At 40.7% G+C, this 20,260-nt stretch carries 17 protein-coding genes and 1 pseudogene; 4 read left to right on the plus strand and 14 right to left on the minus strand.

All coding sequences use genetic code 11. The annotated features are described in order from the left end of the window. Window positions 1-5: 5 nt before the first annotated feature. Together ppnN and MSC25_RS12140 are read right to left on the minus strand one after the other, a co-directional pair. Window positions 6-1,349, minus strand: coding sequence for a nucleotide 5'-monophosphate nucleosidase PpnN (ppnN, locus tag MSC25_RS12135; protein WP_004586396.1), 1,344 nt, complete (start codon window positions 1,347-1,349; stop codon window positions 6-8). 79 nt (window positions 1,350-1,428) lie between these two features. After that, window positions 1,429-2,964: a GGDEF domain-containing protein gene (locus MSC25_RS12140; protein WP_248443556.1), complete on the minus strand. Its 1,536-nt coding sequence runs from the start codon at window positions 2,962-2,964 to the stop codon at window positions 1,429-1,431. A gap of 203 nt (window positions 2,965-3,167) precedes the next feature. Between MSC25_RS12140 and MSC25_RS12145 the strand changes: the two genes are divergently transcribed. From MSC25_RS12145 to MSC25_RS12155, 3 genes and pseudogenes are all read left to right on the plus strand, one after another. After that, window positions 3,168-4,958, plus strand: a complete 1,791-nt coding sequence (locus MSC25_RS12145) for a M61 family peptidase (protein ID WP_248443558.1) — start codon at window positions 3,168-3,170, stop codon at window positions 4,956-4,958. Window positions 4,959-5,100: 142 nt separating this feature from the next. Then, window positions 5,101-7,169, plus strand: a pseudogene (locus MSC25_RS12150) (EAL domain-containing protein). Between the two features lie 314 nt (window positions 7,170-7,483). Continuing rightward, complete coding sequence (locus MSC25_RS12155; RefSeq protein ID WP_064387241.1) at window positions 7,484-8,755, plus strand: aminotransferase class I/II-fold pyridoxal phosphate-dependent enzyme; 1,272 nt, start codon at window positions 7,484-7,486, stop codon at window positions 8,753-8,755. Between the two features lie 8 nt (window positions 8,756-8,763). Here MSC25_RS12155 and MSC25_RS12160 read toward each other — a convergent pair whose 3' ends face one another. The 11 genes from MSC25_RS12160 to hisG all read right to left on the minus strand — a co-directional run bounded on the left by MSC25_RS12160 (window position 8,764) and on the right by hisG (window position 17,522). Next, window positions 8,764-9,570 (minus strand): glycosyltransferase family 25 protein, encoded by an 807-nt coding sequence (locus tag MSC25_RS12160; protein ID WP_248443559.1) that lies wholly within the window; start codon window positions 9,568-9,570, stop codon window positions 8,764-8,766. A 63-nt stretch (window positions 9,571-9,633) separates the two neighbouring features. Further along, on the minus strand, window positions 9,634-9,819 hold the full coding sequence (locus tag MSC25_RS12165; protein WP_024031736.1) for a DUF1289 domain-containing protein: 186 nt from the start codon (window positions 9,817-9,819) through the stop codon (window positions 9,634-9,636). Next, on the minus strand, window positions 9,820-10,314 hold the full coding sequence (locus tag MSC25_RS12170; RefSeq protein WP_248443560.1) for a hypothetical protein: 495 nt from the start codon (window positions 10,312-10,314) through the stop codon (window positions 9,820-9,822). It lies immediately after the preceding gene. Between the two features lie 123 nt (window positions 10,315-10,437). After that, window positions 10,438-11,052, minus strand: coding sequence for a bifunctional phosphoribosyl-AMP cyclohydrolase/phosphoribosyl-ATP diphosphatase HisIE (gene hisIE / locus MSC25_RS12175; protein WP_054981937.1), 615 nt, complete (start codon window positions 11,050-11,052; stop codon window positions 10,438-10,440). Next, window positions 11,043-11,822, minus strand: coding sequence for an imidazole glycerol phosphate synthase subunit HisF (hisF, locus tag MSC25_RS12180; protein ID WP_248443561.1), 780 nt, complete (start codon window positions 11,820-11,822; stop codon window positions 11,043-11,045). Before hisF ends, hisIE begins: the two co-directional genes overlap by 10 nt. Beyond that, a complete protein-coding gene (locus tag MSC25_RS12185) occupies window positions 11,804-12,538 on the minus strand; it encodes a 1-(5-phosphoribosyl)-5-[(5-phosphoribosylamino)methylideneamino] imidazole-4-carboxamide isomerase (RefSeq protein ID WP_004586383.1) in 735 nt (244 codons plus the stop codon). The genes hisF and MSC25_RS12185 overlap by 19 nt, the downstream gene beginning before the upstream one ends. A 33-nt stretch (window positions 12,539-12,571) precedes the next feature. Further along, window positions 12,572-13,162: an imidazole glycerol phosphate synthase subunit HisH gene (gene hisH, locus MSC25_RS12190; protein WP_064387245.1), complete on the minus strand. Its 591-nt coding sequence runs from the start codon at window positions 13,160-13,162 to the stop codon at window positions 12,572-12,574. Continuing rightward, window positions 13,159-14,220: a bifunctional histidinol-phosphatase/imidazoleglycerol-phosphate dehydratase HisB gene (hisB, locus tag MSC25_RS12195; RefSeq protein ID WP_024031732.1), complete on the minus strand. Its 1,062-nt coding sequence runs from the start codon at window positions 14,218-14,220 to the stop codon at window positions 13,159-13,161. Before hisB ends, hisH begins: the two co-directional genes overlap by 4 nt. Next, entirely contained in the window at window positions 14,217-15,326 is a 1,110-nt protein-coding gene (hisC, locus tag MSC25_RS12200) for a histidinol-phosphate transaminase (protein ID WP_248443562.1), read from the minus strand. Before hisC ends, hisB begins: the two co-directional genes overlap by 4 nt. Continuing rightward, window positions 15,316-16,617: a histidinol dehydrogenase gene (hisD, locus tag MSC25_RS12205; protein ID WP_055019036.1), complete on the minus strand. Its 1,302-nt coding sequence runs from the start codon at window positions 16,615-16,617 to the stop codon at window positions 15,316-15,318. The genes hisC and hisD overlap by 11 nt, the downstream gene beginning before the upstream one ends. 5 nt (window positions 16,618-16,622) lie before the next feature. Continuing rightward, on the minus strand, window positions 16,623-17,522 hold the full coding sequence (gene hisG, locus MSC25_RS12210; RefSeq protein WP_004586378.1) for an ATP phosphoribosyltransferase: 900 nt from the start codon (window positions 17,520-17,522) through the stop codon (window positions 16,623-16,625). A gap of 435 nt (window positions 17,523-17,957) precedes the next feature. Here hisG and MSC25_RS12215 point away from each other — a divergent pair, with 435 nt between their 5' ends. Beyond that, window positions 17,958-18,206, plus strand: coding sequence for a hypothetical protein (locus MSC25_RS12215; RefSeq protein ID WP_004586377.1), 249 nt, complete (start codon window positions 17,958-17,960; stop codon window positions 18,204-18,206). A 79-nt stretch (window positions 18,207-18,285) separates the two neighbouring features. On the opposite strand, the gene MSC25_RS12220 is transcribed toward MSC25_RS12215, so the two are convergent. Continuing rightward, on the minus strand, window positions 18,286-20,223 hold the full coding sequence (locus tag MSC25_RS12220) for a cytochrome c/FTR1 family iron permease (RefSeq protein ID WP_248443563.1): 1,938 nt from the start codon (window positions 20,221-20,223) through the stop codon (window positions 18,286-18,288). Window positions 20,224-20,260: the final 37 nt, after the last annotated feature.

Genomic DNA, 20,260 nt, shown 5'->3' on the forward strand with positions numbered 1-20,260 from the left:
CAAACTCATGCTTTTATTTCATAACAAGGGATATACTTACTACCGGGTAACTTCATACGACCTTGGTCTACAAATGCTTGTAATAGTTTATCCATATCTTTCATTAAATCAGGCTCACCACTTAACACATAGGGTCCATGTGCTTTTATAGCGCGTAAGCCTTCATCTTTAACATTGCCAGCAACAATCCCCGAAAACGCTCTACGTAGGTTAGCCGCTAATTGCTGCTTGGGCTGTTCTAGGTGCAAATCTAAACTTGCCATGTTTTCGTGCGTAGGTGCAAAAGGTTGCTGAAAATCGTTATCGATTTTAAGTGTCCAGTTAAAGTAGTAGGCATCGCCTTGGCTTTTACGATAATTACGTACATTTGCCATAGCTGATTTTAATTTTTGCCCTACTAGCGCAGGATCATCAATGATTACTTCAAACTTATCAAGAGCTTCTTTGCCTAATGTCAGCTCTACAAATTTACATAACTCGCTAAAGTACGCTTCGCTTTCTTTAGGGCCGGTTAAAATAACAGGCAAACACTGTTTTTCGTTATCTGGGTGCAGCAAAATACCTAATAAATAAAGTAATTCTTCTGCAGTACCTGCACCACCTGGGAATATAATAATTGCATGCGCCGTTCTAATAAATGCTTCGAGGCGCTTTTCAATGTCGGGTAAAATCACCAGCTCATTTACAATAGGGTTTGGCGGCTCTGCGGCAATTATACTAGGCTCGGTTAAACCAAGATAACGGTTTTCGCTAATACGTTGTTTAGCATGGCCAATAGTGGCACCTTTCATCGGGCCTTTCATTGCCCCTGGGCCGCAGCCAGTACATATATTTAAACCACGTAAGCCAAGCTCGTAACCGACTTGTTTTGTGTATTTATATTCTATTTCGTTAATTGAATGTCCACCCCAACACACAATCATATTTGGTTCGCTGTTAACGCGCAGCGCCCCGGCGTTTCTAAGCATATCAAATACCATGTGGGTAATGGCTTTTTGTTCTTTAAGATCTTTTTCGTATTTTTGGCAAATAAATAAAATATCGCGGATCACCGAAAAAATATGCTCGTGAATACCGGTAATTATTTCGCCATCAACAAAGGCGGTTTCGGGAGGGTTTTCTAATTCAATTTTAATGCCGCGCTCGCGACTGACTAAACGAATATCAAAGTCTTGGTATTTGTCGTAAATTTCATTACTTGCGTCTGTGTGGCTGCCTACGTTAAGGACGGCTAAGGCACAGTTTCTAAAAAGTCGATAACGTTCACTGGCTGAAGATTGCTCTAATAAATCAACTTCCAATTGTGACAGTAAATCTAAAACCCCAGTCGGGTTTAACTGTATTAACATCGGCATTCTCCTTGCTGCTTAAAATGTAAAAACTGCATGTCATCTACTTTAGCACTCAAACTAATTGAGAATTATGACATTATTTACTCATACAAAGGCGATCCCGACCCGTTTTCTTTGCTTCATAAAGGGCGTCATCTGCTCTGTCGAATGCTTTGAGCGGTGTATCGCCTTTTTTAAATTGTGTAGCGCCTAACGAAATGGTGATTTCTATTTCTTTTTCTCTAAATTTAAAAGGAATATTTTTAATCACTTTTCTCAGTTTTTCAAGCGGCTGCGCTGCGTTTAACAACGAAAGCCCAGGCATTAGTAATACAAACTCTTCTCCGCCGTAGCGGGCTATAAAATCAGACTGCCTTACTGATTTTTGCAGCGCCTTTGCAATAACTTGTAAGGTTATATCGCCTGCAGTATGACCAAATCTATCATTAATTGACTTAAAGTGATCCACATCAATAACCACTAGGGTAACATCCGAGGCTTGGACATTAAATAAGTGAAGCTCGTGATTGTAACGTTCATCAAAAGCCGCTCTATTAGGAAGTTTTGTAAGGCTGTCGAGTAAGCTTTTAAAGCGTTGCTCGTTTAGGCGTTTTTTATATTTGGTTAGTTTGCCTTCTAAGCTGCCAATTCGCTGGTTAATTTCATCAAAACTGGCAATCAGCGTTTCGCGGTCTTTTCTTTCTAGCTGCTCTTTAGCTATAAAGTCTTGGCTGAGAGATTTTAGCTCGTTATCAACTAATTCTTTTAAAGAGGAAATAGACGTAGCAGATTGGGTTTGCTCGTTTAAATGTTTTATTTTTCCTTCAATACGTTTATTTAGTGTATCGAACTCTTCCCCCATTGATTTAGAGTGCTGGCTGGTAGATACAATTGATGAGTGCAACTCTTCTAATGTTTGGTTAAGCGAGACTAAAAAGCTTTGTGCCGATTGGCGCTCTTTACTGATATTTTTGACCACGACGCTTATTATATTTAAAGCAGCTTGCAACAGGGCTTCTACATTATCGTTTTCGGTAATTGTATTTTTTATTTGTTTAATTTGTTCAGTCGATTCATCCTCTAACACCAGCTCATTTGCAAGCTCTAACAGCTTTTTAGCCATACGAGGAGAAGCATTGGTGCTTGTTTCATCCGTGGTTGAAAGCTTGCTATGCAAAGCATGGTGATAAAAGTTAATAAGCTGATTTAATATCGGGATGTAGTCGTGCGTAGACTGTACATTATTAATTTCGTGGTCGAGTAAATGTCTTAAGGTGCGGCGGGTATCGTCTGGTAACCCTTTGGTTTTTTGTAAAAGCTTACCGACTGTTTGTACGCTCGAAAACAGCTCTCGCTGATGGGCTGTTTGTAACGCCTCTTGGTTTTGCAGTAATAATAAAATGTCATCTATTAAAGGGGATAATATTTCAAACCCGACACCTTTATTTAGCGAACTTCTAAATTTGGCGAGTTTATTATCAAGCTCAATATCAAGCCCTTTACAGCTTAAAGACAATTTTGCAGTTAGATTTGATAAAGTATCAACTTGGAGCTTACGCGCATTTTCAATGGCTATCCTTGCTTCAATTGCTTGCTTTAACTTTTTATCTACAGCGTTAGAGTTTTCAGACACCTAAGCATACCGCCATCGTATTAATTACATTACCTTCAGTTTACAACAAAATCATATTAAGTGTAGTTATCTAATTAAAAACTTAGCATTTTTACTTAGACCCTGCATGTAAACTGAGCTATTAGGTTGTTTGTCGTTTTTAATTCACTTTTAATTTATGCCTTGTTAGGCTTATTTCAAATAATAAGTAACCTTGAGTCATTATGAAAAAGCGTTTAGTCCTGTCAATGTTAGCGGCCTGTTGTGCAGCCCCTGCGTTAGCCGATGTAAATTATTCTTTAAGTATTACACAGCCACAACATCATTTAGGTAATGTAAGTGTAGAGTTTCCAAAGTCGGCGCAATCGCATATCGATGTTAAATTGCCTGCATGGCGTACTGGTCGCTACGAAATATTAAATTTAGCCAATGGGGTACGTTACTTTGCGGCCACAGACGACAATGGCAATGCATTAAAATGGGAAAAAATTAATCACAGTACATGGCGAGTGCATTTAGCTGAGCCAACACACGTGAATATTGATTACCAAGTCTATGCAAACGAGTTAGGAAAACGTGCACGCCACATAGACGATAGCCATGCTTTTATTGATGCATCTGGCTTTTTTATGTTTAGTGAATCATTTCGCCAAGAACCAGTTACCGTAGATTTAAAGGTGCCTAAAGCGTGGCGCTCTGTATCAGGCATGGAAAATGCGAGTAATAAACACAGTTTTAAAGCCGCAGATTACGATGTACTGGTAGACTCACCAATAGAAACAGGAATTAACAAACTTCATAAATTTGAAGTAGATGGCCGCCAATACGAGTTAGTTATATGGGGCGAAGGCAACTACGATGAGCAACTAATGCTTACTGATTTAAAAAAATTAGTGACCACAGGTAATGTTATTTGGAATAGCTACCCGTATGAGCGTTATGTATTTATGGTGCATGCTACATCGGGTGCTGGCGGGGCAACTGAGCATTTAAACTCAACCATTATACAGCGCCCACGGAATCGTTTTGGTAGCCGCGAAGACTACTTAGGCTTTATAAGTACCGCTGCGCATGAATTTATTCATACCTGGAATGTAAAAGCTTACCGCCCTAAAGGGCTGGCGCCTTATGATTACACCAACATGAACTACTCAAATTTATTATGGATTTCGGAAGGTTCTACTAGCTACTTTGAAGATCATCTATTAGTGCGCTCAGGCATAGAAACCACCGATGAGTTTTTTAAAGTGATGAGTAAAACGATTAATCGCCACTTACAAACACCAGGTCGAGAAGTACAAAGTGCCAGCGAAACAAGCTTTGATAAATGGATAAACCAAGGCGGCGACCACGCGCGTAATTACAGCACCAATATTTACTTAGAAGGCTCATTGCTTTCTATGTTGTTAGATATACATTTATTAGAAACAACCCAGGCAAAAGTTAACTACCGCCAAGTACACAATGCTTTATACAACAAGCACACGTTACCACAAGGGTTTACTGAGCAAGATGTACTGGCAATATTAAAAGAGCTAACAGGTGAAGACTACACAACGTGGTGGCACGATAACGTGAGCACCCCAGCTAATATAGATTTTGATGCTTTATTAGGTAAAGTTGGCTTAAAGCTTACTCGCCCTGAGAGAGCTAAGCCATTAGCAAGCATTGATGCCACTGCAAAAAATAGCGGTGAGTTATTAACGCTTACCCACGTTCGCAGAGGCGGAGCAGCATGGCAGGCGGGCCTCACAACAGACGATAAAATTGTGGCGGTTAACAAGCAGCATGTTGGAAAAGATTTAAAATCGAGCTTAGAAGTATTTAAAGCGGGTGAAAAAGTCACTATCGATTTTATTCGTCGCGATGCACTTCAATCGACAACCCTCGTTTTATCGCAAGATTATGATAAACCTAAAAAGGTGGTTGCTGATAAAAATGCAACTTTATCTCAACGGGCCTTATTTAAAGCATGGATGGGGGTAGAGCACCCGATTAATGTGCAAGCTGATTAACATAATAGCGTTTTATTAAAGGAGCTTTGGCTCCTTTTTTATATCTTATGCAAAGGTATATCACTTAAAAACCAACCTAAAAGTGCTAATTTTAAGAGTACGTCCTATTATTGTGTTAATAACGACTCTAGGTTGCGTATAAATGAAGTCATTAAAAACCACTCAGATCCTCTCACATCAATTTGTGCTTAACGATCCGCTGCATCAGTTATTTGATGCGATACACAGTATTTCTGTGCAAGGATACGATGAGCAGCGCCGCGTTATTTATTGGAATAAAGGCTGTGAGCTGCTTTATGGCTATACAAAAGAGTACGCAACCGGAAAAAACCTAGAAGATTTAATTATTCCGCCCCCAATGCAAGATGCGGTTATAGATGCTCATCGTGAGTGGCTCATAAACGATATCGAAATACCCGCGGCTGAGCTTACATTACAGCATCAAAATGGCAGCAATGTTACTGTGTTTTCAAGCCATGTTATGTTTACAAATCAGCATGGGGTAAAACAGATGTACTGCATCGACATAGACTTGAGCGATGTAAAACAAGCACAAGCGCAAGCTATGGATAAACAGCAGATGCTCGAAAAAGTATTTGAAGCCATTCCTGATTTGTACTTTTTACTCAAACCGGATGGCACCATAGTTGATTACCATGCTAATGATTTGAGCAACTTACATTTACAGCCTGAGCAATTTTTAAATAAATCGATGTTTAGCGTATTGCCCTATACTGTAGCCAAAATGTTTAAAGACAATATTCAAGAGCTGTTAATTCACAAAGGTAATGTATGCTTTGAATACGAACTTTTAGTACCCAAAGGCGTGTTGTATTTCGAAGCGCGGGTGAGTTATTTACATCATTCAGACCAAGTAATGGTGATAATTCGCGACATAACAGAGCAGCATGAGTCAAACAAACTTATACGTAAACAAGTCTATTACGATAGCTTAACGCTACTTCCTAATCGTTTTTATTCTTTAAAACGACTTACTCAGCTAATTAACACTGCGAACGAAACACTTTAGCCGCTGTTATTTTTATCGACTTAGATGACTTTAAAAAAGTAAACGACACACTCGGGCATGAAATTGGCGATTCATTACTTATCAGCGCCGCTAATAAACTGAGCCAAATAGTTAATGAAAACGCGACCGTAGGCAGGTTAGGGGGCGATGAATTTATTATTTTACAACCAGAGCTACACAGTAAAAAACAGCTAGATGAGATTGTTACACGCTTACTTAAAAGCTTTAGAACCCCCTTTGAAATAGATGGCCGCGAATTGTTATTAACGTTAAGTATTGGCGTGGCTTTGTACCCTGATAATGGGGTAACAGCCTCTGATTTATTACGCCATGCAGACACAGCAATGTACCAAGCAAAAGCGCTTGGCAGAAACACCTACGCCTGCTTTACCAGCGAAATGAATACCGCCATAAAAAGGCGGTTAGCAATAGAAGAGCAGATGCATGTTGCTCTTGAAAAAAACGAATTTGAATTGTATTTCCAACCTAAATGCGATGCTAAAACACTTAAAATAATTGGGGCTGAAGCGCTATTACGCTGGAACAATAGTGTGCTTGGTAAGGTTATGCCCGATGAGTTTATTCCGTTAGCAGAGCAAACAGGTTTAATTATTCCTATTGGAAAGTTTGTTATTGAGCAGGCATTAGCATTTTTAACGCAGTGGCAGGCAAGCTCTCAACAAAACTACAGTATGGCAATTAATTTATCACCAAGCCAATTTAGAGATTCAGAGCTGCTAAGTTTTATAGCAAGCACGTTAGAAAAAACCGGAGTAAGTGCTAAAAATGTCGAGCTTGAAATAACCGAAGGCGTGTTAATGAGCGTACAAACCAATATAACAGAGTCGTTGCATGCACTTAATAAGCTCGGTATTAAACTATCTATGGATGACTTTGGCACAGGCTACTCATCGCTTAGCTATTTAAGGCAATATCCGTTTGAGGTATTAAAAATAGATCGCAGCTTTATTTGTGGTATTACCGAAAACCAAGAAGACTACAGCTTAGTTAAAGCCACAATTGCAATGTCGCATAGCTTAGGCTTAAGTGTGGTAGCTGAAGGCGTAGAAACATCAGCACAACAAAAACTACTAGCCGAGCTAAATTGCGATCTGATTCAAGGTTACTATTTTAGTAAACCGCTGCCTGCGCTACAGTTACTTGATTTTAAAGCGTTATAAGTACATTTATTATAAGTGTTAACCTAAAACCCATTGAGCTGTAAATAGCGTAAATTGAGGCGCCCACCGCATTTAGTATTTAAACCCTTTAGCCAAATAACGCTACGCATTAATATGATAGGCTTTACTGCTACTGCTTTGGTATTTCGATAAAACAAAACCTATGCAGTGAAATACAACACCCACTAGATTGAGTAAAGCTCATCCCGCAAACTTTAATACCCCTGACACTCATAATTCATTAATTTAATTCATGTGCATTTTATAAGCTAATAATGCTAGGTTTAATCATCACAATATTGAAGGAAATAATTATGAAATTAGAGTCATTAGCACTGCACCATGGTTACGAGTCTGAAGAAACCACTAAATCAGCAGCAGTGCCTATTTATAATACCTCATCTTACACGTTTGATAATACGCAGCATGGCGCTGATTTATTCGACTTAAAAGTACCTGGTAATATTTACACTCGTATTATGAACCCAACCAATGCGGTGCTTGAACAGCGTATTGCCGCAATGGAAGGGGGCATTGGCGCGCTAGCGGTAGCCTCGGGCATGGCTGCTATTACCTATGCTATTCAATGCTTGTGTGAAGTAGGCACTAATATTGTGAGCACCAGCCAAGTATATGGCGGTACATATAACTTATTTGCTCATACGTTACCGCGCCAAGGTATTGAAGCACGCATGATTAAAGCTGATGATTTTAGCGCCTTTGAAGACGCGATTGATGATAATACCCGCGCAGTATTTTGTGAGTCCATTGGTAACCCTGCAGGTAATATTGTCGATATTGAGCGTTTAGCTAACATTGCTCATAGTAAAGGGGTGCCACTTATTGTTGATAATACTGTGGCTACACCTTATTTATGCCGCCCATTTGAGTTAGGTGCCGATATAGTGGTTCATTCACTGACAAAGTATATAAACGGACACGGTACAGCTATTGGCGGTATGATTGTTGATTCAGGTAAATTTGATTGGAAAGCCAATGCCACACGCTTTGCAATGATGAATGAGCCCGATCCGTCTTATCACAATGTGGTCTATACCGATGCCTTTGCAGAAGCAGCCTTTATTGGTCGTTGTAGAGTAGTGCCACTTAGAAATACCGGTGCAGCACTTGCGCCCAAAAACGCATCTGACATTTTAATTGGCCTAGAAACCTTAGGTTTACGAATGGATCGTCACTGCGAAAACGCGCAGCAACTGGCTGAATACTTAGAAAATCACCCTAAAGTACTTTGGGTTAACTACGCTGGTTTAACATCAAGCCCATATAATGCAATGAGCCAAAAAATCACCAGTGGTAAAGCCTCAGGCATTTTAAGTTTTGGTATTGCGGGCGGCCTTGAAGCAGGCACGCGCTTTATTGATGCGCTTAATATGATCTTGCGTTTAGTTAATATTGGCGATGCTAAATCGCTGGCTTGTCACCCAGCGTCAACTACACACCGCCAATTAAATGATGAAGAGCTTGCAAGCGCAGGTGTGAGCCGTGATTTAATTCGCCTATCAGTCGGTATTGAAAACATTGCCGATATTATTGCCGATGTAAGCCAAGCGCTCGATAAAGCATAGTTATAAAATTAAGAACCTTGCGTAAGTAAGGAAGGTGCTTTTGAAGCGCCTTTTTTATTAAGTTTAATTTGCTTGGTTTGTTTTATAAATGCATTTGTATAAAGTTTATTTAAAACGCCGCTGTGTAATTGTTGAAACTTACGTTTAAAAAAAGCTTTTTTAACCTTGGTTTTAGTTGCGCAGCTTGCAATATCGCTCTGTATGTCTGTATTTTGCGAAACAGGGTATGGCATAAGCGAAAAACCATTTACGTGGGTTTCCCAAATATGCTGTAAGTCGCAATCTACAGGGCGGCCAAATTTAGCTGTGGCTTTAAGTAATTGCTTAGCCCCTTCATAGCTTATTGCCGTAGCACAACAGCCGGTCATTAGCTTTTTATGTATGACTAATTGCTGGTGGTTGTTTAGGTTTTGTTGATAGGCAATAGGGCGAGTGCGGTTTTCATAAGCGGCGAGTTTAATAAGCTGCCAAGACTGCTGTAGCTGTTCAATATTTTTAATCGCGTTATGAATGCTCTCATCAATATAAAAGTCATCCTCGAGCACAATCGCGTAATCTAGTTTTTCATCAACTATTTTTTGCCATGCTTTACGGTGGCTTAAATAGCAGCCAATTTGGCCATTGCTTAGCGGATAGTGATACTGCTGTTTATTCAATTGCGGGCTGTAATGTAGGAACTTTTGTTGTGTACTTAATTGTGCGCCATCTACGGCATCAATCCGTTCAAATGGCAAGTTAACACGTGCCAGTTGCGTTTGAGTATTTGCGAGTCGCTGCGCGGAGCGCGCTAAGTTTATTACAAATAATGCTGCCATGATGTTCACCCCCTATCGTTTTTAGCAATACTAAAGGGGGGCTGTTACACGCAAGTGGCAAATTTATGGCTTTTTTAAGTCAGCTCGCGGCTGCGCTAAAATGGCGTTTTTTTCTTCTTGGCTGAGGATGATCCAATCAAATATTTCTTCATTAGTTCGCCCGCAGCCAGTGCAATAACCGCTGCGGCGCTCACATATGCCTAAACAGTCTGTTTTTAACTTAGTGTTTGAGTGTGTGGGTTTTTGCATTTAATTTCCTAGCGGTGGAGCAATTTCAAAACGGGTAATATAGCGCGTTCTACTTTGAGAGGTAAATAAGGTGATAACTGGGTGAGCTTCATCCAAAACAAAGTTACTACTCATTGAGGTTGCTGACTCTTTCGTATTTTCGTACCAGCCTTGTGACGCTACACATTGACGTATTTTATCCACTGTTTGTATATGTAGATTTGTGGCATGGGCTTGTTTGTTTTCACTCGTGCATTGATAACTAAACTGCTTATTATGTTGAGTAATGGTGCAGGTATTACCTATAAAATGAGTATTAGCATGCCACTGGTTTATAAAATCATTTCCCACTTTATTTGCTTTTACTGCATTAAAGCCGTTAGTGTTCGCATTAAGTAATGTGTTTAGTGGGCTACATGCGTTTTGCGTTTTTACTATTTTAGGCGCAGGGGCTTTTTGGCTTACACAGCCTGTTAGTACCAATAAGGATAAAGCTGTGATAATTGATTTATTCATAAGCAACGCTAAAAGAATTCGATAGGCTGCACCATACGCAACCTATGTAAAAAAATAAATACCATAACGTAAAAAGGCCCATAAAATATGGGCCTGTAAATGCGCTAAAATAAAGCAGCTGTATTATTTATGGCGACCTTGCAGGCATTTTACAACGTCTTCTAGGGCTAAGCCTTGGCGTTGTAGCAATACAGTAAGGTGATAAATTAAATCAGCCGATTCGTTAGTAAGTTCATCGTTATCGTGTTTCATTGCAGCAAGCGCTACTTCTACGCCTTCTTCACCTACTTTTTGACAGCTACGGCTTAAGTCTTTAGCAAACAATGAAGCTGTGTAGCTTTTTGATGGGTCGTCGTTTTTACGCTCAACAATCACATCTTCTAATTGCGCTAAAAAGCTTAGGCTAGGTTTTGCGTCATCACCAAAGCAGCTTTGTGTGCCTAAGTGACATGTTGGGCCTTCTGGGTTAGCCAGTACTAAAATTGAGTCGTAGTCACAATCGGTATGCACCGATACTACGTTTAAATAGTTTTCTGATGACTCACCTTTGGTCCATAAACGTGACTTTGAACGCGAGTAAAAGGTTACTTTATTACTTTCAAGCGTTACCTTTAGTGCTTCGCTGTTCATGAAGCCTTGCATTAAAATAACACCAGAGCGAGCATCTTGAACAATCGCAGGGATCATTTCGCTTTTAGCAAAATCTACTTGAGTTTGGTTTTGTTGTGTTACTTGCATAGTCTTGCTGCCACTTGGTTATCAGTTAAAAATTGTTTTAATTCGCCAATGTTAATCACATTTTTGTGAAAAACGCTTGCTGCTAATGCGCCATCGACTTCGCTTTGTTTAAATACATCAACAAAGTCTTGCATACTGCCTGCACCGCCTGATGCGATTAAAGGAATATTACATAATGCGCGCATTTTACTTAACTGCTCATTGTCGTAACCGTTACGTACGCCATCTTGGTTCATACAGTTTAAAACAATTTCGCCTGCGCCTAAGTCTTGTACGCGTTTAACCCATTCTTCGGTTTTGTAACGTGTACGGTTTGATGCATTAGGATCGCCGGTTAATTGATACACTAAATACTCGCCGGTCACTTCATCGTAAAAGCTATCAATACCTACAACAACACATTGCTTACCAAATTCATCGTGTAGCTCTTTTATAAGCTCAGGGCGGGCAATAGCAGGGCTGTTAATACTTATTTTGTCAGCGCCACGCTCTAGTACACGTGCTGCATCGGCTACCGATTTAATACCGCCAGCCACACAAAATGGAATATCGATGTGGCGGGCAATGCTCTCTACCCAATTTACATCAAGTAGGCGTTTTTCAACACTTGCGCTGATTTCATAAAAAACCAGTTCATCGGCGCCGGCATCGCTGTATGCTTTTGCCATTGTTAAAATATCGCCCACTATTTCGTGGCCTTTAAATTTAACGCCTTTTACTACTTGGCCGTCTTTTACATCTAAACACGGGATTATGCGTTTTGATAACATGCCAACGCCTCCTCAACACTAAATGCGCCATCAAGTAGTGACTTACCTAAAATAACACCACCTACGCCCAGCTCTTTAAGCTTTTTAATGTCATCAAGTGAGCTTACGCCACCCGAAGCTTGTACTTTAATGCTGCTGTTATGGCGAGTTAAATCTTCGTAAAGCTCAAACGATGGGCCGGTCATGGTGCCATCTTTACTGATGTCCGTACATAAAAAGTCAATAACGCCCAAGCTTACATAAAAATCTACAAGCTCAAGTAAACCAAACTCAGATTCACTTAACCAACCGTGCGTAGCAGGTGCCCAGCCAGTGGCTGTTTTATTTACATCAAGGGCAATAACAAAGTGCTCGGCGCCAAATTGTTCAATCCAGGCTTTTACTTGCTCGCGTTTTTCTACCGCCATAGAACCAATAACAACTTGGTTAGCACCGGCTTTTAGCCAATCGCTTACATCTTGCTCTGAGCGAATACCGCCGCCCACTTGATACGGTACGTTAAGCGCTTTAGTTGCAGCTTGAATATGTTGCCACTGTTTTTTACTTGGATCGCGTGCGCCTTCTAAATCTACAAGGTGCAATTTACCTGCGCCGCTGTCGGCGTATTCTTTTAAACGTGCGCCAAGCTCAAAAGGGTAAAACTGAGCGGTGTCGTACTTACCTTGGTATAAACGAACAATTTGATTTTGTAATACGTCTAATGCTGGAATAATCACAAATAATCTCTTTAATGTTGGTTAATGGGCCGTTTATAACTGCCAATCAACAAAATTTTGTAATAAACGTGTGCCTACTTTTGCACTGCGCTCTGGGTGAAATTGCATGCCAGCGTAGTTGTCTTTTGCAACTATGGCTGAAAAGGTTTGGCCGTATTCGCCGCTTACAAGTGTTGCATCGTTTACGGTGTGCGCAAAGCTATGTACAAAGTACACTTGCTCGTCTTGTGTTAACCCTTTAGTAAGTGCATGCTCTTTATTAATGCTTAAGTTATTCCAACCCATATGCGGCGACGTTAAACTGCCAACATCAAGGGCTTTTACTTGGCCTGGTATTTTACCTAAGCATTGTACGTTACCTTCTTCGGTGCTTTCGCACAGTAACTGCATACCTAAGCAAATTCCCATAAGAGGGCGCTGGTATTCGTTTATAGCTTGTTGCCAGCCGTTATCTACAAGGCGTTTCATGGCAACAGATGCATGTCCAACGCCTGGTAATATAGCACGCTCAAAGCCGGCTAATTGCTCTGGCGAGGTAATGACTGTTGGCGTTTGACCTAAGCGTTCAAAGGCAAAACGAACTGAATTTATATTGGCACACCCGGTATTAATTATGGCAATCATAAACATCCCTTAGAGCTGGCTGTTTGTTGGGTCGTGTCTTGTGCTACTGCCATACGAAGGGCACGTGAAAACGCTTTAAATAAGCCTTCTACTTGGTGATGACAGTTACCGTCGCTCACCGATAAAATAAGGCTAATAGCGGCATTATCGCTTAAGCTTTTGAAAAAGTGCTCAACCATTTGTACGTCTAAATCGCCGGCTTTTTCGCGGCTAAAGTTAGCGTTTAATACAAATGAAGCGCGGCCCGATAAGTCAATTTGTGCCTCTGCTTTACACTCATCCATTGGCAGCGCAAAACCATAGCGCGCTATTTGCGATTTAGTACCCAGCGCTTGTTTAAGCGCAACACCTAGGGCAATACCAATGTCTTCAACAAGGTGGTGCTCGTCTATGTGTAAATCGCCTTTCGCTTTAATATTTAGACCAATGTTGGCGTGGGTACGAATTTGATCAAGCATATGATCAAAAAAGCCAAGGCCGGTTTCAATGCTACCGTTTTTAGTTTGATCTAGGTTTATGGCTACATCAATTTGGGTTTCTTTGGTGTTACGCGTAACACGACCTTCACGGTTGGCAGTTGTAAGCTTTGTAACAATGGCAGGCCAGCTGCCATCATACAAAATGCCTTCACAACATAAGTTTTGAGCAAGGCCAATATCGGTTTGACGATCGCCAATCACGTATGAGCGAGCTAAGTCAACTTTGCCAGAGCGCATAAGCTCAGTTAATAAACCTGTTTTAGGTTTACGGCAATCACAGTTTTGCTCGTCAAAGTGTGGACAAATCAATACTTCGTCAAAGCTAATGCCTTGGCTTTGCAGTATGTCCATCATTTTATCTTGAGCTATATCAAAGTCAGCAGTCGGGAAGCTGTCTGTGCCTAAGCCATCTTGGTTAGATACCATTACTAAGCGATACCCTGCGGCTTGTAATTGTAATAAAGCCGGGATAACACCAGGTAAAAACGCTAATTTTTCTAGGCTGTCTACCTGTTTGTCGGTGATTGGCTCTTCAATTATGGTGCCGTCACGGTCAATAAATAAATAGGGGTTACTCATGATACTTCTTGTCCTGATAAAAGAGGTGAGGTTGCTGGCTTATCAAGGCCATCTAACCAAATTTTTACTTGCTCAAGTTCTTGCTCATTACCAATGGAGATACGTAGCCAATCGTCTTCACCGTATAGGGCAAACGCGCGCATCACTAAACCTTGTTCAAGTGCTACTTTAAAGTAGTTTTTGTCGGCTAATTTTAAGGTAACAAAGTTACCTTCACCAGTGAGAATTTTTAATGCAGCAGGGGATGCGTTTAACCACCGTACAAGTTTAGCTTTTAAACTATTTAAAATAGTCACTTGGCGGCGCATTGATGTAATTGCATCAGGTGCTATGGCTTGTGCTGCAATACTTGCTACCACACCCGATACCGGATACGGCGCAATCACTTTACGAATAGGTGCAAGTACAGTTTCTTGTGCAAGTGTAAAACCGGTTCTTAGCCCTGCAAGCGCAAACGCTTTAGATAAAGTGCGCAGTACCACTACATTACTATATTCGTTAATCAGCGCTGTAGCACTTTGCTCAGGGCAAAATTCAATATAGGCTTCATCAACAATAACTAAAGCTTTACCGGTAAGCGCTGTTGCAATTGCTTTTACTTTTTCAAGGGGGGTTAAGCTACCGGTTGGGTTATTTGGATTACAAATAAACACCAATTTTGAGCTGCCCACTGCCTCAACTATTTCATCAACACTGCCATCAAGTAATAACGCTTGGGTTAAGCCATTGATTGCAACGTTGTGCGTATCAGCGGTTACTTTGTACATACCGTAGGTTGGCAAAAATAACGCGATACTGTCTTTTGCAGGTTCGCAGTAGGTACGTACTAAAAGCTCAATGCCTTCATCGGCGCCGCGCGTCATTAATACGTTTTCGCTTTCAAGCTCTGCATACGCAGCATAGCGGTCAATAACCAGTTGCGGTTGTGGATCTGGGTAGCGATTTAAATCTTCAATACTCAGTTTAATATTTTTAGCGTACGGGCTTTCATTGGCATTTAACCACGTTGACCCTGTTAGCTTTTCACTTTTAGCAGAGCTGTAGGCAGCAAGAGCTGCAATATTTTGTGGTAATAAGCTAGTCGCTTGTGCGCTCTCATTGCTCATTTTTAATTGCCTCTAAACGAATTGAAACCGCATTTGCGTGTGCATCAAGGCCTTCTGCATCTGCTAGTGGCAAAATAGCTTTTGACAGCTGTGTTAGGCCACTTTTACTTATAGTTTGTACTGTGTAAGTGCGGAAAAAATCAAGCAAGTTTAAGCTTGAATAGGTTGCACTGTAACCGTAGGTAGGTAACACGTGGTTAGTACCCGATGCGTAATCGCCCGCTGATTCTGGCGTGTAGTCGCCAACAAATACCGAGCCTGCATTTTTTACTTTATCTAAGTAAGGTGTTGAATCTGCTAATTGTAAAATTAAGTGCTCAGGGCCATATTGCGCTGATACGTCAAATGCTTGCTCAACAGAGTCCACTAAAATAAGTGATGAATTAGCCAGAGCTTGCTCGGCTGTATCTTTGCGGCTTAACTTAGCAAGTTGGCGTGTAAGTGCCTGCTGCGTTTGCTCAATGATACTTTCGCTGTTACACAATAAAATAACTTGCGAGTCTGCGCCGTGCTCAGCTTGCGAGAGTAAATCTGCGGCTATAAATTCTGGGTTTGCGCGCTCATCTGCAATCACTAATACTTCAGAGGGACCTGCTGGCATATCGATTGCCATACCAGGAATTGTTTGCGCAACAAGCTGTTTTGCCATCGTTACAAAGCTATTACCTGGGCCAAAAATTTTGTTCACTTTAGGGACTGATTCGGTGCCGTAGGCCATTGCGGCTATAGCACCTGCGCCACCACTTTCAATTAAAGTTGTAATGCCACATAACTTAGCTGCATATAATATCGCAGGGTTAATGCTTTCATCACCTTGCACAGGGGTGGCAAGTACGACGGTTTTGGCACCACTTAATTGTGCAAGTACACCTTGCATAATAACCGATGATGGAAGTGGAGCACTGCCACCAGGTACATAAATACCCACAGCTTCGATGGCCTGATATTTCAGTTCACATTCAACGCCAGGTTGGGTTGATAACTTAATATCTTTAGGCAATTGCGCTTCGTGAAAACGTTTAACGTTTGCATAAGCGGTGTCAATTGCGTATTTAAGCTCTGCGCTTAGTGCTTGCTCTGATGCGTTTATTTCATCAAGCGGTACACGTAAACGAGGGTTAGCTCTATTATCAAACTTTTTAGCCATATCAAGTAAGGCTTTATCACCTTGCTCTTTCACATCGCTCATAATTGTTTGGCATATAGCTTCAACCTTTGCGCTGGCAGAAACCGCAGGGCGCATTAGCGCCGCTGCTTGTACTTGTGAAGATTCCTCATTCCAACGAAGCATGGTACTTACTCCATCATTTTTTCAATTGGCATTACTAAAATAGAGTTAGCGCCTAGGGCTTTAAGCTGCTCCATTGTTTCCCAAAATAATGTTTCGCTGCTTACCATGTGAAGCGCTACGTACTCTTCGTTACCAGCAAGTGCAAGTAGAGTAGGTTGGCCAGAGCCTGGTAAAATTTCGCAAATTTCATCAAGTTTAGTTTTTGGCGCGTGTAGCATAATGTATTTGCTTTCTTTAGCTTGTTTAACACCACGAAGGCGCGGCATAAGCTTATTGATTAGCGCTAGTTTGTCTTCATCTTGCAGGTCTTTATTTTGAATTAAACACGCGTTTGATTCTAAAATTGTATCACCTTGAATCAAGCCGTTCGCTTCAAGCGTTGCACCGGTTGAAACTAAATCACAAATTGCATCTGAAAGACCGGCACGTGGGGCTACTTCTACTGAGCCTGTAAGCATTACAGTGCTTGCATTAATGCCTTCACGCTTTAACCACTGCGTTAAAATTTCTGGGTAGGTTGTTGCAATACGTTTGCCTTCAAACCAGCTTTTATCACGTGGGCCAAGCTCTTGTGGCCATGCAAGTGCAAGGCGGCAGTAACCAAAGTCTAGTTTTGCTAGTTTGCTAACTTCGCTTGGTACACCTTGGCGTTCACGTTCTGCTTGTACTTCTACTAGTACGTTTTCGCCAACAATACCTAAATCACAAACACCGTCCATTACTAAGCCCGGAATATCGTCATCGCGCACACGAAGCACGTCAATTGGCATATTGGTTGAGTGTGCAATTAAGCGTTGCTCACGTAGGTTTAATTTAACACCTAGTTGCTTTAGTAAATCTTGACAATCTTTAGACAGGCGACCGCCTTTTTGGATGGCGATACGTAGACGATTTGTGTTACTCATTATTCATTTTCCTTTAATTTAAAAACTAAAAACCCCGAGGGGAACCTCAGGGCGAAAATGAATCAATGTGTTTTGAATCGCCAGAGGTTCCTTTTAGGAATAACCTCTCAGCGAAAGACCTGACAGGTTATTCCGGTGAATGGTGGTGATGATGTACTGTTGTCAGGTTTAAGCGCATTTTTGTATCCTATTTTACTTACCGCTATTTAGTGAGCGTTAAGCTTTAATCTGTTTCAATAAATTTCGCATTCATAAAAACATAAACCGCCTAGCTTAGGCAAGTTTTTTTTTACCAAATTAAAGCATATCTTATAACTGCCGATAATATTGAGAGCTAAACAGTATTTTTAGTTGTTTTAATGTTTAAATTGTAGGCAAATTGGGCTTTATTGGTCAATTTATCTAATTTTTAATAAACAAGTTAAGGAGGGGAGTATGGATATAATGATCCCTTTTTTAGGGAAAATTTCACGGTTAGAGCTTGAACCAAAAAGTACATTTCATATTGCAGGTGTGCAAAATATGCCACAAGCGCAAAAAATTAAGCTTGAAAATGAAAAAAAGCAGACGCTCAACAAAAAAAGATTAGCGCAGGCGCAGGGCAAAAAAAGTGCAAGTGCAGCTAATGAAAAAGCAATCACCGTAGATGATGAAGGGAATAAACATTTAGATACGTGGGCATGAGCTAAACCCTTAATAGTAAAAAGCCACGCACAACTTTTCACTATTAAGGGCGTGTTGTTCTTTACGTTTTATACATTTTTTAGTGTTTTTTAGCTTTAATAATGTAAAAGCTAAATATAACAGCTACGGTAAGTTGCGCTATAAAGCCTTGCCACGTAGATTTTAAACCCAGTAGTGCAATATCAAAGTTTATCGGCATTACACTAATCGCGACTAAATCAGCCTCTTGTAATGCAATGACAGCTTTACCCATTAATACAAAGGCAAGTGCAAATAATAAATAAGTTGTATAAGCAAAAAACTTAGCAATAGGTAACTTAATCGAATATTTAACTAACACCCATGCAATAAGCGCTAATAAAACCACACCCAATGCAAAGCCCATCGCAACCGATGAATACTGTGCTTGCGAGCTTTGCGTTAATAACGACTGATAAAATAATACCGTTTCGAACACTTCACGATATACCGCTATAAACGAGAGGCCCGCGAGCCCCCATAGTGTGCCAGACTCTAATCGCGTATTAATATTTTGCTGAATATATGCCTGCCACTGCTGAGCACTGGTTTTACTGTGCATCCATACCCCAACATATAGCAAAATAATAGCTGCAAATAAGGCGCCTATCCCTTCCATTACTTCGCGGCTGGCACCACTTATTTGTATTAATGTTTGCGCTGCTGCCCATGTTAAACCACCTGCTATGAGGGCCATTACCCAGCCAATATGAACGTATTTAAGCGCATCCTGGCGTTTGGTTTTTATAAGCACCGTCATTAGCGCAATAACAACTAATAGTGCCTCTAGGCCTTCGCGCAGCAAAATAAGTAAACTGGTTGATAGCAAGGCGCCATCACTAAGTGTGGTGTCATTAAGTAGGTTGTTTGCTTTTGTTAATTGTGCAAGTACAGCATTAACTTGCGCACCGACAAGCTCGGTGTTTTTTTCATTTTTGAATGTGTTACGTAAGTTCATCAATTGTACTTCAATGCTTTTACGCAAGCTTTCATCGTATGCATTTAAGTTATTTTCTATCAGCTCAAAACCATCTAAATAGGCACTGATAGCCAGTTCGCTGGCTTTTGCATATTCACCATTAGCATGTGCATTTTGCGCTGCAATAAGTTGCGAGCGTGCAACGCTAAGTGGCTGAGCTTTGTTTTTAAATAAGTGTTCTGGATTACCGCGTAGCCACTTAATAAATTGAACTTGGGCAGGGGATTGATTTTGTGAAAGCTGCGCAGGGTTAAGATTAATGATGTCTGAAGTGCTGATTGTCTGGTTATTGTGTTGCGGCTTAGTTATATCTTGAAAAGCTAAACTGCCTACATAAAAGGCGAGTGACCAACGTTGTTGCTCATTAAATTGCCTAAAAGCAACCATTGGCGTATCGTCTATGCCATTGGATACAGCTTCATATAATCCCATAATTGTGCGATTTGTGGCTCGCTCTTTATCCATAAAGTTGGTGGGCTGTGGTGTTAAACCTTTAGCAAGTGGTCCATCACCTTGTCCATTTATGCCATGGCACATAGAGCAGTTTTCTGAAAAAAGTGCCTTTGTTTGTTTTAGGGGTAATAAAGATGAAGGCAAAGAAAGCTGCGGCATAAATTCAAGCAAAGACTCCCTAAGCTTTGAGCTCGCAGCACGTACACTTTGTACGCTTTGTTTATTTATAATGGCGTTATGTAAGGCGCCAGCTTGTATTTTTATATGACTGTATTGATTATTAGCACTGCTTAACTGTGTGGCTAGCGTGCTTATTAAATTTGCAAACTCAGACATTTCTTGAAATTCGTCTTTACTGACTACCTCGCCTTTTTGCACCGCGCCAACGTAATCAACCCCTACGTACTCTGCAAGTTGTGATATTTGTTTAATCTTAGCTTGCTCAGCAGGTGTTGAGGCAAAAGCAGAAAAACATAAAAAAGTGAGTAAGAACAAAGGAAAGAGAAAAACGTGGCGACGTGTAATGCCATAAAATAACGAAAAAACACTTGTATACTTACTGGACATAATTAGCCCTATAAAAAATATTTAAAATTAAAACTAT

This window comes from Pseudoalteromonas sp. 1CM17D, assembly GCF_023161805.1.
In the GTDB taxonomy this organism is placed as follows: domain Bacteria; phylum Pseudomonadota; class Gammaproteobacteria; order Enterobacterales; family Alteromonadaceae; genus Pseudoalteromonas; species Pseudoalteromonas atlantica.

Coding starts and splice junctions, on each gene's coding strand:
- hisB (WP_024031732.1), bottom strand. CDS start 14,220: ATGAGTAACCCCTATTTATTTATTGACCGTGACGGCACCATAATTGAA.
- MSC25_RS12160 (WP_248443559.1), bottom strand. CDS start 9,570: ATGGCAGCATTATTTGTAATAAACTTAGCGCGCTCCGCGCAGCGACTC.
- MSC25_RS12170 (WP_248443560.1), bottom strand. CDS start 10,314: ATGAATAAATCAATTATCACAGCTTTATCCTTATTGGTACTAACAGGC.
- MSC25_RS12145 (WP_248443558.1), top strand. CDS start 3,168: ATGAAAAAGCGTTTAGTCCTGTCAATGTTAGCGGCCTGTTGTGCAGCC.
- hisC (WP_248443562.1), bottom strand. CDS start 15,326: ATGAGCAATGAGAGCGCACAAGCGACTAGCTTATTACCACAAAATATT.
- hisH (WP_064387245.1), bottom strand. CDS start 13,162: ATGATTGCCATAATTAATACCGGGTGTGCCAATATAAATTCAGTTCGT.
- hisD (WP_055019036.1), bottom strand. CDS start 16,617: ATGCTTCGTTGGAATGAGGAATCTTCACAAGTACAAGCAGCGGCGCTA.
- hisF (WP_248443561.1), bottom strand. CDS start 11,822: ATGTTATCAAAACGCATAATCCCGTGTTTAGATGTAAAAGACGGCCAA.
- MSC25_RS12220 (WP_248443563.1), bottom strand. CDS start 20,223: ATGTCCAGTAAGTATACAAGTGTTTTTTCGTTATTTTATGGCATTACA.
- MSC25_RS12155 (WP_064387241.1), top strand. CDS start 7,484: ATGAAATTAGAGTCATTAGCACTGCACCATGGTTACGAGTCTGAAGAA.
- hisIE (WP_054981937.1), bottom strand. CDS start 11,052: ATGCAAGTAACACAACAAAACCAAACTCAAGTAGATTTTGCTAAAAGC.
- MSC25_RS12215 (WP_004586377.1), top strand. CDS start 17,958: ATGGATATAATGATCCCTTTTTTAGGGAAAATTTCACGGTTAGAGCTT.
- MSC25_RS12165 (WP_024031736.1), bottom strand. CDS start 9,819: ATGCAAAAACCCACACACTCAAACACTAAGTTAAAAACAGACTGTTTA.
- ppnN (WP_004586396.1), bottom strand. CDS start 1,349: ATGTTAATACAGTTAAACCCGACTGGGGTTTTAGATTTACTGTCACAA.
- hisG (WP_004586378.1), bottom strand. CDS start 17,522: ATGAGTAACACAAATCGTCTACGTATCGCCATCCAAAAAGGCGGTCGC.